Raw genomic sequence first — 14,625 nt, 5'->3', positions numbered from 1 at the left:
AAAAGACCCTCTCCTATTCAGGAGGGGGTCTTTTTGCGTTAACGTCTCCCCACTACGTCCGAGCTCGGTGGAGAGGCACGAACCGTTGCAGAACCTGACGCTTACCTGGCAGTCCGCCGGGGGCACCGCGGCCGTGCTCTACGGGGGCTCGTACGTGGCGGCCCGGGTGCGGCGGCCCGGTGTCTCGACGGTCCTGCGGGAGGCCGGCACCCTGCTCGCGCTGTTCTCGCTCTGGCAGCTGGTCGGACGGCTCTCCTTGATGAGCACCGAACACGCCCTGGACCGGGCTCGCTGGATCCACCGGACGGAACTGGCGGTCGGACTGCCCGACGAGGCCTCCTGGCAGGCCGTGGTGACGCCGTACCCGGTGCTGGTGAAGCTGGCGAACTACTACTACGCCTCGATGCACTTCACCGTGATGATCGCGGTGCTGGTCTGGGTCTTCCTCAGACACCGGGAGCGGTACGCCTGGGTGCGGACCACGGTGGTGATCACGACGGCGGTCTGTCTGGCGGTCCAGTTCATCCCGGTGGCGCCGCCCCGGATGCTGCCGGAGAAGGGCTTCGTCGACGTCGCGGCGGAGTACGGGCAGTCGGTCTACGGCGGCGGGGTCGGCGGGCTGGTGCAGGCCGCGCAGCTCTCGGCGATGCCGTCCGTCCATGTGGCGTGGTGCGTGCTGGTGGCGGTCGCGGTGGTGCGGGTCTCGCGGAGCCCGCTGCGGTGGCTGATGGTGCTGCACCCGGTGCTGACCGTGGCGGTCGTGGTTGTGACGGCCAACCACTTCTGGGCGGACGGTCTGGTCGCGGTGGCGATCCTGCTGCTGGCGTACGCGGCGCAGAGCGGCTTGGCGCGGTGGCGGGCCCGGAACTCGGCGGACCTCCGGCCGGAGGCCGGACGGGACCGGGTGGGCGCCCGCGGCTGAGCGGGCGCACGACATGCCGGTGGGCCGGGCCCCGTGGGGGGAGGGTCCGGTCCACCGGTGTACCCGCCGTTACTTGACCGGCAGGGCCTCCCGGCCCCACGCGCTGTTGGTCAGCGACGCGGTGGCCCAGTACCAGGCCGCCAGCCCGGAGGCCGCGGCGATCCAGCCGGCTGCCTTGGCAAGGCCGCCGGAGGTGTTGAAGGTGGCGATCGCGGAGAGGAACAGCGAGACCGTCAGCAGGCCGTAGACGGCGCGGCTGAACAGACCGGCGTTCCAGCCGGCGGCGGTCAGGGTGAGTGCGAGCAGGGCCCACAGCAGCAGGAACAGGCCGGCCGCGTTCTTGCCGGCACCGGAGGCCGTGGACCAGGTCGCCCAGAAGGCACCGAGGCTGGTGAAGGCCGTCCCGGTGAAGCCCTCGCCGCCGCGGAACTGCCAGAGACCCGCGACGAACAGGGTGATGCCGCCGAGGATGTGGGCGAGATGGGCCGAGTTCCCCGCGGCTGTGCCGCTGAACAGGCCGGTCGAGAGGACGCCGTAGGCGAGGAGAGTCAGGCCGAGTGCGAGGTAACCGAGGTTACCCGCGTCGGCGCCGGTGGAGCGGGCGTTCAGTGCCCCGGTAGCTTCATTGCTCACCGGAGGCTCCTTTCACTCATGGGCGCGCGCGAGGGCGCAGTGAACGCGGGTGAGTTTCGACGAGGTGAAGGCGCGCGACCGCTCCGGGCGCGCACGGCTGGAGCGTGCGACGGCTGCGGTCAGAAAGCTGGCCAGCGAGAGAGCCGCTGGTCACGTCCCCTCCGGGGGATTCCCCGGTGAGATCGGTGTACCCACGGTGAGCGGGCTTGTACCCTTGTGAATCGCACATTTTGTGTCGCCGCCCGTCACGGATCGTTCAGGCTGCGACAGCCGGTCGGACAGTCCCGGTGCGGGGTCGGGCTCAGGTGGTCCGCTGGGTGGGCACCCGCAGGGTGAGGATGGCCATGTCGTCGGACGGCGGCTCCGGGGCGAAGCGTTCGACCGCCCGCTGCACGCGCAGCGCGACCGCCCCGGCGGTGAGGCCGGTGCAGCCGGTGAGCACCTCGGCGAGACCGTCGTCGCCCAGCATCCGCGGGCCCTCGCGGCGCTCGGTGACGCCGTCGGTGACGCAGAGCAGGACCTCGCCGGGGTGGAGCACCAGGTGCTCGGCGGTGAGGTCCAGGTCGTCCATGACGCCGAGCAGCGGCTGCGGGGTGGCGGCCCGGTCGACCGTGCCGTCGGTGCGCAGCCGCAGGGGCAGCGGATGGCCGGCGCAGACCAGCGAGAGCTCGGTGCAGCCGTCCGGACGGGGGGTCAGCTCGCCGTAGAGCAGGGTGAGGAAGCGGCTGCGCGAACCCTCGTCCAGGATCGCGGTGTTGAGCCGGCTGAGGACCTGCGGAGCGTCCAGGCCCTCGCGGGCGAGCAGCCGCAGCGAGTGCCGGGCGAGGCCGGTCACCGAGGCGGCCTCGGGGCCGGTGCCGCAGACGTCGCCGATGGCGAAGCCGTAGGTGCCCTCGCGGATCGTGAAGAGGTCGTAGAAGTCGCCGCCGACCTCGTTGCCCTCGCCGGCGGCCTGGTAGTAGACGTCCACCTCGACGCCCGGGATGTCGGGCAGGTCCGGCGGCAGCAGGCTGCGCTGCAGGGCCTGGCTGGTGGCCGTGCGCTCGGAGTAGAGCCGGGAGTTGTCCAGGGCGAGGGCGGCCCGGCGGGAGAGGTCCTCGGCGAGTTCCAGGACCTCCTGGCGGAATCTGACGCCGGCCGGGGTGCCGAGGGCGAGCAGGCCGATCACCCGGTTGCGGGCGGTCAGCGGCAGGACGACGGTCTCGCCGAGGAGGCCGCCGAGGCCGGGCTCGTCGGCGAAGCCGTTGCCGTCGGCGGTCTCGGTGGGGCCAGCCCAGAAGCGGGCGCCGTGGGTGGGGCCGGCGTCCGGGGCGGTGGTCTTGTCGAGCAGGGCGCGCAGCGGGTCGATCCGGTCCTCGTCCTCGTGCAGGACGAAGGCCAGTGAGGCGGGGGCGCCGTGGTCGCCGTTGGTGTAGACGGCGCACCAGGAGGCGAGGGTGGGGACGGCCATCTGCGCCATCAGGGCCAGTGTCTGCTCGTGCTCCAGGGTGCCGGCCAGCAGGTCGGAGGCCTCGACCAGGAAGGACAGCGAGCCGCGGCGCAGCCGTTCGAGCTCGGTGAGCCGGGTGGACTCGACGGCGAGCGCGAGCCGGTCGGCGGCTGACTGCAGCCGCAGCGCGTCCTCGTTGTCGTAGCGGCAGGGGGCGGCGGTGGCGATGCCGAGCGAGCCGATCAGCCGGCCCTCGACCTTGAGCGGGACGGTGAGCAGGGAGCGCAGCGCGCTGTCGTCCAGCAGGGTCGGGCCGGTGGGCCGGGTGGCGAGGTCCTCGTGCACCGAGGGGAGGCGGGGCGAGTCGTAGCGGTTGCCGGTGTCGACCGGGAAGCGGGTGTGCGGCCGGATCGCGGCGGGCAGTCCGGTGGTGGCGCGGAGTTCGAACTCGGTCTCGTCCTCGGTGGTGAGCAGCAGGTAGGCGGCGTCGGCGTCGAGCAGGTCGCGGGCGCGTTCGACGGTGTGCTGCAGCAGGGTGTCGAGGTCCTCGCCGCTGTTGAGGCCGGCCAGCAGGTCGAGCCTGGGTGCCGGTTCGGCGCGGTCGCCGGTCAGGGCGCGGGCGGGGGAGCGCAGGACGGCGCGGTCGTCGTCGAGGACCAGCATGCAGAGCGTGGACGGGGTGCCGTCGGTGTCGCGCAGGCGGACCTGGACGCCGTAGACGTCGGCGGTGGTGCCGTCGGCGCGGCGCAGGGCGTAGCCGCCCTCCCAGCGGGCGAGCCGCAGGGTGGCGGCGAGGCCGAGGCCGGCCTCGGCGGGTTGCGGCCAGACGGCGAGCTCGGCCCAGGGGCGGCCGAGGACGGCGTCGGCGGGGTGCTGGAACAGCGCCTCGGCGTCGGGGTTCCAGGCGCGCACCCGGCCGTCGTCGTCGAGCTGGACGACGGCGACGTGCACCGGGCCGCTGCTGCGGGGCAGTTCGCCGCCGGGGGTGGCGGGCAGCGCGTAGCGGGTGCCGGCGGTGTGCGCGGGCAGCGCGAGCCGGAACCAGACGGTCTTGCGGCCGGAGCCGTACTCGACGCCCCAGCGTTCGGCGAGGGCGGCGCACATCAGCAGGCCCCGGCCGCCCTCGCCGTCGGCGTCGGCGTAGTGGTCGGAGGCGGTGGTGGGCACGTCGGCGAAGGTGGGCAGGCCGCGTTCGGGGTGGTGGTCGGTGACCTCGATCCTGACCGTGCCGTCCTCGCGCAGGCAGCAGACCTCGGCGGCGGTGCCGGCGTGCACGACTGCGTTGGTGACGAGCTCGCTGACCAGGACCACGGCGTCGTCGACGACCTCGGGCAGGCCCCAGCCCAGCAGCGCGTCCCGCACGAAGGCGCGGGCGGCGGAGGCCGACCGGCCCACGGGTTCGAAGGTGGCGGCTGCGCGCGCGGTGACCACGTTGCCACGTCTCCTCTGCTCTGGCCCTGGCTGCCCGGGTGCGGCCTCGCCGCCCGGTGCGTGCCGACGGGTGGCGGCGACGCTGGGGCGGGTCGGTGGCCCGGTGCAGCGCCCCACCCTACTTTCCGCTTGGTTCCCCGCGGGGGCGGGGCGTCGAAACAGGCACCGGAGGGTGATTCTGCCCACCCGTTTAGGACCGGGTGGTACCAACCGAGCGCAACCGGTCTTGTACCGGGCGCGAGTGCTGCCAGACTGGGGGGTCCGCGGTGTCCGTTCGGAGCAGTACGGTCGTTGCGGGTTCCGGTGGATCCGAGTGGCTCACCGGGACGTACACCGGGACGGTTCCCGGCGGCGGGCCCCGGCGGGGCGCGGCCGCGGGGCCCGGACAGTTCACGATCTGGGAGGGGCCCGTTGAGTTCGGCCACCAAGGACGCAACCGGTACGACGCCGCCCGCTCAGCGTGGCGGGCGGCCCGGGGCCGCGCCGCGGAGCGCGGCCGGCCGGCGTGCCAACCACAACCGCGGCGCCGAGCCGGCCGAGCTGCGCAAGCTGCTGGCCGCGCTGACGGCGATGCGGGACGGAAACTTCCGGCGCCGGCTGACGGTGCCCGGGGACGGACCGCTGGCGGAGATCGCCGCGGTGTTCAACGAGGTGGCGGAGCGCAACCAGCACCTGACGGGCGAGCTGGCCCGGGTGCGCCGCGCGGTGGGCCGCGAGGGCCGGCTGAACGAGCGGCTGGAGACCGGGGCCGGCGAGGGCGCCTGGATGGCGGCGGTCGACAACTGCAACGCGCTGATCGACGACCTGGCGCGGCCGATGGCCGAGGTGGGCCGGGTGCTGAGTTCGATCGCCGAGGGCGACCTGGACCAGAAGATGGAGCTGCGCTCGCTGCACAGCAACGGGGTGAGCCACCCGTTGCGCGGCGAGTACCTGAAGATCGGCCGCACCGTCAACGGGCTGGTGGACCAGCTGTCGGAGTTCACCGACGAGGTGACCCGGGTGGCCCGCGAGGTCGGCACCGAGGGCAAGCTGGGCGGCCAGGCGAAGGTCCGCAGTGTCTCCGGCAGCTGGAAGGACCTCGCGGACTCGGTCAACACCATGGCCGGCCGGCTGACCGCGCAGGTGCGCAACATCGCGCAGGTGACCACCGCGGTGGCCAAGGGCGACCTGTCCCGCAAGGTGACGGTCGAGGTGGCCGGCGAGATGCTGGAGTTGAAGAACACCGTCAACACGATGGTGGACCAGCTGAACGGCTTCGCGGCCCAGGTGACCAGCGTGGCCCGGGACGTGGGTACCGAGGGCCGGCTGGGCGGTCAGGCGCAGGTGCCGGGTGTCGCCGGGGTCTGGCGGGACCTCACCGATTCGGTGAACTTCATGGCGGACAACCTGACGGGTCAGGTCCGCAGCATCGCCCAGGTGACCACGGCGGTGGCGCGCGGCGACCTCTCGCAGAAGATCGAGGTGGACGCGCGCGGGGAGATCCTGGAGTTGAAGAACACCATCAACACGATGGTGGACCAGCTCTCCGGCTTCGCCGAGCAGGTGACCCGGGTGGCCCGCCAGGTGGGTACCGAGGGGCGGCTCGGCGGTCAGGCGCAGGTGCCGTGGGCGGCCGGGGTCTGGCGGGACCTCACCGACAACGTCAACTTCATGGCGAACAACCTCACCGACCAGGTGCGGAACATCGCCCAGGTGACCACGGCCGTCGCCCGGGGCGACCTCTCGCAGAAGATCCAGGTGGACGCCCGCGGGGAGATCCTGGAGTTGAAGAACACCATCAACACCATGGTCGACCAGTTGTCCGCCTTCGCGGACGAGGTGACCAGGGTGGCCCGGGACGTCGGCACCGAGGGCATCCTCGGCGGTCAGGCGAGTGTGCCGGGGGTGTCCGGCACCTGGAAGGACCTCACCAACAGCGTCAACCTGATGGCCAACAACCTGACCAGCCAGGTCCGCAACATCGCCGAGGTGACCACCGCGGTGGCGCGCGGGGACGTCTCGAAGAAGATCACCGTCGATGCCCGGGGCGAGATCCTGGAGCTGGTCACCACGGTGAACACCATGGTGGACCAGCTGTCGGCGTTCGCCGACGAGGTCACCCGGGTGGCGCGCGAGGTGGGCACCGAGGGCAATCTCGGCGGGCAGGCCCGGGTGCGCGGGGTGTCGGGCATCTGGAAGGACCTGACCGACAACGTCAACTTCATGGCCTCGAACCTCACCAGCCAGGTGCGGAACATCGCCGAGGTGGCGACGGCGGTGGCCTCCGGCGACCTCTCCAAGAAGATCACCATCGAGGCGCAGGGCGAGGTCGCGGCGCTCGCCGGGACGCTCAACACCATGGTCGACCAGCTGTCCGCGTTCGCGGTGGAGGTCACCCGGGTGGCCCGCGAGGTGGGCACCGACGGCATCCTGGGCGGCCAGGCGGGGGTGCCGGGCGTGGCCGGCATCTGGAAGGACCTGACCGACAACGTCAACCTGATGGCCAACAACCTGACCGGCCAGGTGCGGAACATCGCGCTGGTGATCACGGCGGTGGCGCGCGGCGACCTGTCGCAGAAGATCGACGTCGACGCGCGCGGCGAGATCCTGGAGCTCAAGACCAGCATCAACACCATGGTGGACCAGCTGTCGGCGTTCGCCGACGAGGTCACCCGGGTGGCCCGCGAGGTGGGCACCGACGGGCGCCTCGGCGGCCAGGCCCGGGTGCCGGGGGTGGACGGCACCTGGCAGGACCTCACCGAGTCCGTCAACGAGCTGGCGAACAACCTCACCCGGCAGGTGCGCGCGATCGCCCAGGTCGCCACCGCGGTGACCCGGGGCGACCTGTCGCTGCGGATCGACGTGGACGCCGCCGGCGAGCTCGACGAGCTCAAGGACAACATCAACCAGATGATCGCCAACCTGCGCGAGACCACCCGCACCAACCAGGAGCAGGACTGGCTGAAGACCAACCTGGCCCGGATCTCCGGTCTGCTCCAGGGCCGGCGTGATCTGGAGGCGGTGGCCTCGCTGATCATGACCGAGCTCACCCCGGTGGTCTCGGCCCAGCACGGCGCCTTCTTCCTCGCCCAGCCGGCCGGCCGCACCGCCGAGCTGATCACCGAGGACGACGACGAGAACGACACCGTGCTGCGGCTGATCGGCAGCTACGGCTACCAGCGCCGGGCGATGCCGACGACCTTCCACCCCGGTGAGTCGCTGATCGGCCAGGCCGCGGTGGAGAAGCGGGCGATCATCCTCAAGGAGGCGCCGCCCGGGTACCTGAAGATCGCCTCCGGTCTGGGCGAGGCCTCGCCGGCCCACATCGTGGTGCTGCCGGTGCTGTTCGAGGGCCGGCTGCTGGGAGTGATCGAGCTGGCCACCTTCAGCTCCTTCACCACCGTCGCGCTGGACTTCCTCAACCAGATCGCCGACCTCATCGGCGTCACCGTCAACACCATCAGCGTCAACACCAAGACCGAGGGCCTGCTGCTGGAGTCCCAGCGGCTGACCGCGGAACTCTCGATGCGGTCCGCTGAGTTGGAGGCGCGCCAGGAGGAACTGGAGCACACCAACGAGGAGTTGCAGGAGAAGGCCGAGCAACTCGCGCAGCAGAACCGTGACATCGAGATCAAGAACAGCGAGATCGAGGAGGCGCGCCAGATCCTGGAGGAGCGTGCCGAACAGCTCGCGCTGGCCTCCCGGTACAAGAGCGAGTTCCTCGCCAACATGTCGCACGAGCTGCGCACCCCGCTGAACTCGCTGCTGATCCTGGCCAAGCTGCTCTCCGACAACAACGAGGGCAACCTCTCGCCCAAGCAGGTCGAGTTCGCCGACACCATCCACGGCGCCGGGTCGGACCTGCTCCAGCTGATCAACGACATCCTCGACCTGTCCAAGGTGGAGGCGGGCAAGATGGACGTCCGGCCGGCCCGGATCGCCCTCGTCCAGCTGGTCGACTACGTCGAGGCGACGTTCCAGCCGGTCGCGCTGGACAAGAACCTGGAGTTCGAGGTGCGGGTCTCGCCGGCGCTGCCGGTCACCCTGCACACCGACGAGCAGCGGCTCCAGCAGGTGCTGCGCAACCTCATCTCCAACGCGGTGAAGTTCACCGACACCGGGGCCGTGGACTTCTCGATCAGCCCGGCGGGCAAGGGCGTGCCGCAGCACGTGCGCGAGCAGCTGCTGGAGGCGGGCGCGATCGAGGGGCCGGACGATCCGCTGATCGCCTTCACCGTGTCGGACACCGGGATCGGCATCCCGGGGGACAAGCTGCGGGAGATCTTCGAGCCGTTCCGGCAGGCCGACGGCACCACCAGCCGCAAGTACGGCGGCACCGGCCTCGGGCTGTCGATCAGCCGGGAGATCGCCCGACTGCTCGGCGGCGAGATCCACGCCGAGAGCGAGTTGGGCAAGGGCTCGACCTTCACCCTCTACCTGCCGCTGCGCACCGAGGCCCCGGGTGCCGGCGGCCAGGCGCCGAGCCCGCCCGCGCTGCGCGCCTCGGTCGGGGTGACCCCGGTCGGGACGCCGGTGCCGGTGGGGGAGAACCCGGCCGACCACTGGGCGCAGGAGGTGCGCGAGCTGGTCGAGGTCCGCCGCCGGGGCGCGGTCGAGCGCCGCCGCGGCGCGACCCTGGACGTGTCGTCCGCCGGGGGCCGGTCCGCCCCGGTCCGGCCCTCCGGCCTCCGACCGGCCGAGGGCCGGGCGGCGGAGGGGCGCATCCTGGAGACCGCCCCGCCGGTCCGGTCCGCCGGCCGCGACACCCGGTTCGACGGCGAGCAGGTGCTGATCGTCGACGACGACGTGCGCAACGTGTTCGCCCTGACCAGCGTGCTGGAGCAGCACGGCCTGACCGTGCTGTACGCGGAGAACGGCCGTGAGGGCATCGAGATGCTGGAGCAGCACGAGAACGTGGCGCTGGTCCTGATGGACATCATGATGCCGGAGATGGACGGCTACGCGACCACCGAGGCGATCCGGCGGATGCCCCAGTTCGCCGGTCTGCCGATCATCGCGCTGACCGCCAAGGCGATGAAGGGCGACAAGGAGAAGTCGCTGGCGGCCGGTGCCACCGACCACATCACCAAGCCGGTGGAGACCGACCACCTGCTGTCGGTGATGCACGAGTGGCTCACCCTCCGGAAGTCCTGACCTCCAGAAGTCCTGACCGCCGGAAGTCCCGACCTCCGCAGGGTCTGACCGCCGGGTGTCCGGGCCCACCGGGCCCCGGCGGCGGCCGAGTTCGGGTCGTTCGAATGGCGGGGGCGTGAATCCCGGAGTACGCTCCGGGGTTCACGCCGATGGGCGGGCGGTTTGCTGGCGGGGAGGGTCGGGAACCGGGTAGGGTCACCGATCGTTGCGAACAGTGACCGAGTGACGACTCGCTGGTGAGCGTACGCCGGTGCACTGGCTGCGCACCGCTCCGGATCCGGACGCGACGGAGCGATGTGCCGGGCGAGGGGGTGCGGCTAGCATGACCGGGGTAGTGGTGGGCAGTACGCGGGTGCCTTCCCCAGGTAGGCAAGCGACAGGAGGGCGCGTCCTAATGCAGAAGGCGAAGATCCTCCTGGTCGACGACCGGCCGGAGAACCTCCTGGCACTGGAGGCGATCCTCTCGGCGCTGGACCAGACGCTGGTACGGGCGGCCTCCGGTGAGGAGGCGCTCAAGGCGCTGCTCACCGACGATTTCGCGGTGATCCTGCTGGACGTCCAGATGCCGGGGATGGACGGTTTCGAGACCGCCGCCCACATCAAGCGCCGCGAGCGCACCCGGGACATCCCGATCATCTTCCTGACCGCGATCAACCACGGGCCGCACCACACCTTCCGCGGCTACGCGGCCGGCGCGGTCGACTACATCTCGAAGCCCTTCGACCCCTGGGTGCTGCGCGCCAAGGTCTCGGTCTTCGTGGATCTCTACATGAAGAACTGCCAGCTGAAGGAGCAGGCGGCGCTGCTGCGGCTGCAGCTGGAGGCGACCGGCGCCGAGCCCGCCATCGGCGGCGCGCTGCTCGGCGAGCTGTCGGCCCGGCTGGCCGCCGTCGAGGAACAGGCCGAGTCGCTGAGCAAGCAGCTGGACGGCACCGAGGACAGCGGGGTGGCCGCCACCGCGGCGCACCTGGAGCGCAAGCTGACCGGCCTCCGGCGGGCGCTGGACGCCCTGCGTCCCGGTACCGACTGAGGCACGCCGGACCCGGCCCCGAAGGCGGCCGGCCGACCCCTCGGCGCTCACCCGTCCGGGTGAACACGACCGGGGTGACGGGGTGTCGGCGACACGTCCGGGCACCCCGGACGGACGACATGGGCACAGCTCGCGTGCCCCGGTAGGCTGCTGACCCATGGCCACACGCACGCCCGGAAGCGCGGCACGCAACCCGAGTCCGGGACCGTCCAAGAAGGCCGCGGCGAAGGCTCCGGCGAAGCCGCCGGCGAAGAAGGCGGCCGCCAAGAAGGCAGCCCCGGCGAAGAAGGCGGCGGCCAAGCAGACCCCGCCGCCGCCCCCGCCCCGGCCGATACTCTTCCGGGCCGTGCGCGCCGTCTGGCTCGGCACGGCGCACGGCATCGGCGCGGTCTTCCGCGGCTTCGGCGACGGCGCGAAGAACCTCGACCCGGCGCACCGCAAGGACGGCCTCGGCCTGCTGCTGTTCGCGCTGGCCCTGGTGACCGCCGCCGGCACCTGGTTCAGCCCGCAGGGCTGGCTGGGCGAGGCGGCCACCAACGTGGTCTCCGGCCTGTTCGGCCGGCTCGACGCGCTGGTGCCCTTCCTGCTGGCCGCGGTGGCGGTCCGGCTGCTGCGTCATCCGGAGCTGCCGGAGGCCAACGGGCGGATCATGATCGGCCTGAGCACCCTGCTGGTCGGGGTGCTCGGCCTGGTCCACATCGGCTGCGGAGCGCCCGTGATGGGCAGTGGCGCGACCCGGATAAGGACCGCCGGCGGGATCATCGGCTGGGCCGCGTCCACCCCGATGATGGCCGCCGCCGGGCCGGCCCTCGCGGTACCGCTGCTGCTGCTGCTCGCCTTCTTCGGCCTGCTGGTCACCACTGCCACCCCGGTCAACCGGATCCCGGAGCGCTTCCGCGCGGCCGGGGTCCGGCTCGGGGTGGTCGAGGCGGGTCCGAAGGACACCGGGGCCGAGGGGCGCACGCCGGAGCGCGACCTCTCGCACGAGCCGCCGGAGGACGCCGATCCCTCGGCCCTGCCCTTCACCGTGGACACCGACGGTGACGAACCGACGGACGAGGTGGCCGCCCGCCGGCGCCGCCGCAGGCGCAGGCCTGAGCCGGCCGAGGCGCCCGCCGACGAGCCGGACATGTTCACCAAGGAGGCCCTGGACCCGTACGCCACCCGGGACATCGCCGCCGGCGCCGCCGCCGACCTGGACGGCGCACTGGTCTACGGCGTACCCGCCTCCTCGGCGGTGGCGGACATGATGCACCAGGTGCAGGACCGCACCGCCCTGCCGGAGGAGCCCGCGGTCCCGGCCGCCAGGACCGGCGGCGCCGGCCCCGGCGCCCCCGAGGAGCACGGCCCGGCGCCGGTCCGGATGGAGCAGCTCCGGCTCTCCGAGGACCTCACCTACGTGCTGCCCCCGCTCGACCTGCTGGACCGCGGCGGCCCGGCGAAGGCCCGCAGCGCCCTCAACGACGAGGTGGTGGCCCAGCTCACCGGGACCTTCGGCGAGTTCAAGGTCGACGCCAGGGTGACCGGCTTCACCCGCGGCCCGACGGTCACCCGCTACGAGGTCGAGCTCGGCCCGGCCGTCAAGGTCGAGCGGATCACCGCGCTGGCCAAGAACATCGCCTACGCGGTGGCCAGCCCGGACGTGCGGATCATCAGCCCGATCCCGGGCAAGTCCGCGGTCGGCATCGAGATCCCGAACCGGGACCGGGAGATGGTCAACCTCGGCGACCTGCTGCGCTCGCGCACCGCCGCCGAGGACACCCATCCGATGGTCGTCGGCATGGGCAAGGACGTCGAGGGCCACACCGTGATGGCCAACCTCGCCAAGATGCCGCACATCCTGGTGGCCGGCGCGACCGGCGCGGGCAAGTCGTCCTGCATCAACTGCCTGATCACCTCGATCCTCGCCCGGGCCACCCCGGACGAGGTGCGGATGGTGCTGGTCGACCCCAAGCGGGTCGAGCTGACCGCGTACGAGGGCATCCCGCACCTCATCACACCGATCATCACCAACCCGAAGAAGGCCGCCGAGGCCCTCCAGTGGGTGGTCCGCGAGATGGACCTGCGCTACGACGACCTCGCCGCGTTCGGCTTCCGCCATGTGGACGACTTCAACGCGGCGGTCCGGGCCGGCACCGTCACCCCGCCGCTCGGCAGCGAGCGCGAGCTGACCCCGTACCCGTACCTGCTGGTGATCGTCGACGAGCTGGCCGATCTGATGATGGTCGCGCCGCGCGACGTCGAGGACTCGGTGGTCCGGATCACCCAGCTCGCCCGCGCGGCCGGCATCCACCTGGTGCTGGCCACCCAGCGGCCCTCGGTGGACGTGGTGACCGGGCTGATCAAGGCCAATGTGCCGTCCCGGCTGGCCTTCGCCACCTCGGCGATGGCCGACTCCCGGGTCATCCTGGACCAGCCCGGCGCGGAGAAGCTGATCGGCAAGGGCGACGCGCTGTTCCTGCCGATGGGGGCGAGCAAGCCGGTCCGGATGCAGGGCGCGTTCGTCACCGAGGCCGAGATCGCCGCGGTGGTGAAGCACTGCAAGGAGCAGTCGTCGGTCGCCTACCGCGAGGACGTGACGGTCGGCGGCGGGCCGAAGAAGGAGATCGACGAGGAGATCGGCGACGACCTGGAGCTGCTGATCCAGGCGGCCGAGCTGGTCGTGTCCACCCAGTTCGGCTCCACCTCGATGCTGCAGCGCAAGCTGCGGGTCGGCTTCGCCAAGGCCGGGCGGCTGATGGACCTGATGGAGTCGCGCGGCATCGTCGGGCCGAGCGAGGGCTCCAAGGCCCGCGACGTGCTGGTGAAGCCGGACGAGCTGGACGGGGTGCTCGTCTCCATCCGCGGCTGAGGGCGCGGCGGCCCGGGGCCGTTCGAGCCCGGGACTGTTCGAGCCCGGGGGTGTTCACCCGTTCGGACGGGGGTAGGCGGCGGGTGCGGAACCGATCGGGTGCGGACGGCGTCCCACGGGCGACGGACGATGCGCCACCCCGGCACGGGGGCCCGAGCACGGCGGCCCCGCACCGAAGGACAGTCAGTGCACGCCCGGCCCCCGGCCGGGGCGGGCGGGCGCATTCGGGCCTGTTCCGCTTGAGAAACGATCCACTCGCGCCCCTAGACTGTTCCCCAGCAGGTGGCCAACCGCTCGAAAGGCGTGCACCGTGACCATCGGCAAGTCTCCCGACCGCGAGAACGCCCCGTCGTCCGCGCTGCCCTCCGGCACCGCGGAACAGGCGGCCGATGCGCCGAGCATCGGCCGGGTGCTGTCCGCCGCCCGGATCGATGCCGGGCTCACGGTGGATCAGGTGAGCAGTGCCACCCGCGTGCGGGTGCCGATCGTGCACTCCATCGAGGAGGACGACTTCGGTCGCTGCGGCGGTGACTTCTACGCCCGCGGCCACATCCGCGCGATCGCCCAGCTGGTCCGCGTCGACGGCGAGGCCCTGGTGGCCCGCTACGACGCCGCGCACGGCGGCTCCCCGGCCTCCAAGCGGCCCACCGAGCTGATCGAGAGCGGCCCGATCAAGGTCCCCGGCCGGGGCCGCCCGAACTGGACGGCGGCGATGGTCGCCGCGATCGTCGCGGTCGTCGGAGTGATCGGCTTCAACCTGGTGAGCGGCAAGTCCGGCACCGGCACCACCGGCTCCGCCAGCGCGCCGCTGCCCTCGGGCTCCGGCACCGGCTCGGTCGCCACGGTGGCCCCGGCGCCCAGCCCGACGGTCCAGCCGCCCGCGCCCGCACCCAGCGCCGCCGCGATCGCCGCCGCCCCGGCCGACAAGGTCACCGTGAAGCTGGTCGCCGAGAAGGACACCAGTTGGGTCTCGGCGGTGGACGGCACCGGGAAGTCGCTGTTCCAGAACAACATCGGTGAAGGCCAGGACCAGACCTTCACCGACCCCAAGCAGATCAAGCTGGTGATCGGCAACGCCGGCGCCGTGCACGTGTACGTCAACGGCAAGGACCTCGGTCCGGCGGGCAAGAACGGCCAGGTGGTGCACGTCACGTACACCCCCGGCGACCCGCAGGCGGGCTGATGGCGAGGGGCGC

7 protein-coding genes are annotated in these 14,625 nt (G+C 72.2%); 5 read left to right on the top strand and 2 right to left on the bottom strand.

Annotated elements, in window-relative coordinates; genetic code table 11:
• Positions 1–85 precede the first annotated feature (85 nt).
• Positions 86–922, top strand: a complete 837-nt coding sequence (locus SM793_RS22545) for a phosphatase PAP2 family protein (RefSeq protein WP_320440069.1) — start codon at positions 86–88, stop codon at positions 920–922.
• A 69-nt stretch (positions 923–991) separates the two neighbouring features.
• On the opposite strand, the gene SM793_RS22540 is transcribed toward SM793_RS22545, so the two are convergent.
• Both SM793_RS22540 and SM793_RS22535 read right to left on the bottom strand, forming a co-directional pair.
• Positions 992–1,555 carry an acetate uptake transporter gene (locus SM793_RS22540; protein WP_320440068.1) on the bottom strand — a complete coding sequence of 188 codons (564 nt, stop codon included), beginning with the start codon at positions 1,553–1,555 and terminating at the stop codon, positions 992–994.
• Positions 1,556–1,856: 301 nt separating this feature from the next.
• Positions 1,857–4,415, bottom strand: a complete 2,559-nt coding sequence (locus tag SM793_RS22535; protein WP_320440067.1) for a SpoIIE family protein phosphatase — start codon at positions 4,413–4,415, stop codon at positions 1,857–1,859.
• 540 nt (positions 4,416–4,955) lie between these two features.
• Between SM793_RS22535 and SM793_RS22530 the strand changes: the two genes are divergently transcribed.
• The 4 genes from SM793_RS22530 (at position 4,956) to SM793_RS22515 (ending at position 14,612) form a co-directional block, all read left to right on the top strand.
• A complete protein-coding gene (locus tag SM793_RS22530) occupies positions 4,956–9,548 on the top strand; it encodes a HAMP domain-containing protein (RefSeq protein WP_320440073.1) in 4,593 nt (1,530 codons plus the stop codon).
• Positions 9,549–9,942: 394 nt separating this feature from the next.
• Positions 9,943–10,578 carry a response regulator gene (locus SM793_RS22525; RefSeq protein ID WP_320440066.1) on the top strand — a complete coding sequence of 212 codons (636 nt, stop codon included), beginning with the start codon at positions 9,943–9,945 and terminating at the stop codon, positions 10,576–10,578.
• Positions 10,579–10,735: 157 nt separating this feature from the next.
• Positions 10,736–13,429 (top strand): DNA translocase FtsK, encoded by a 2,694-nt coding sequence (locus SM793_RS22520; RefSeq protein ID WP_320440065.1) that lies wholly within the window; start codon positions 10,736–10,738, stop codon positions 13,427–13,429.
• Between the two features lie 310 nt (positions 13,430–13,739).
• Positions 13,740–14,612: a helix-turn-helix domain-containing protein gene (locus SM793_RS22515; protein ID WP_320440064.1), complete on the top strand. Its 873-nt coding sequence runs from the start codon at positions 13,740–13,742 to the stop codon at positions 14,610–14,612.
• Positions 14,613–14,625: the final 13 nt, after the last annotated feature.

The sequence above is a fragment of the Kitasatospora purpeofusca genome (assembly GCF_034043715.1).
Taxonomy (GTDB): Bacteria; Actinomycetota; Actinomycetes; order Streptomycetales; family Streptomycetaceae; genus Kitasatospora; species Kitasatospora purpeofusca_A.
This window is presented reverse-complemented; position numbering and strand designations above follow the sequence as displayed.

Coding starts and splice junctions, on each gene's coding strand:
- SM793_RS22525 (WP_320440066.1), top strand. CDS start 9,943: ATGCAGAAGGCGAAGATCCTCCTGGTCGACGACCGGCCGGAGAACCTC.
- SM793_RS22520 (WP_320440065.1), top strand. CDS start 10,736: ATGGCCACACGCACGCCCGGAAGCGCGGCACGCAACCCGAGTCCGGGA.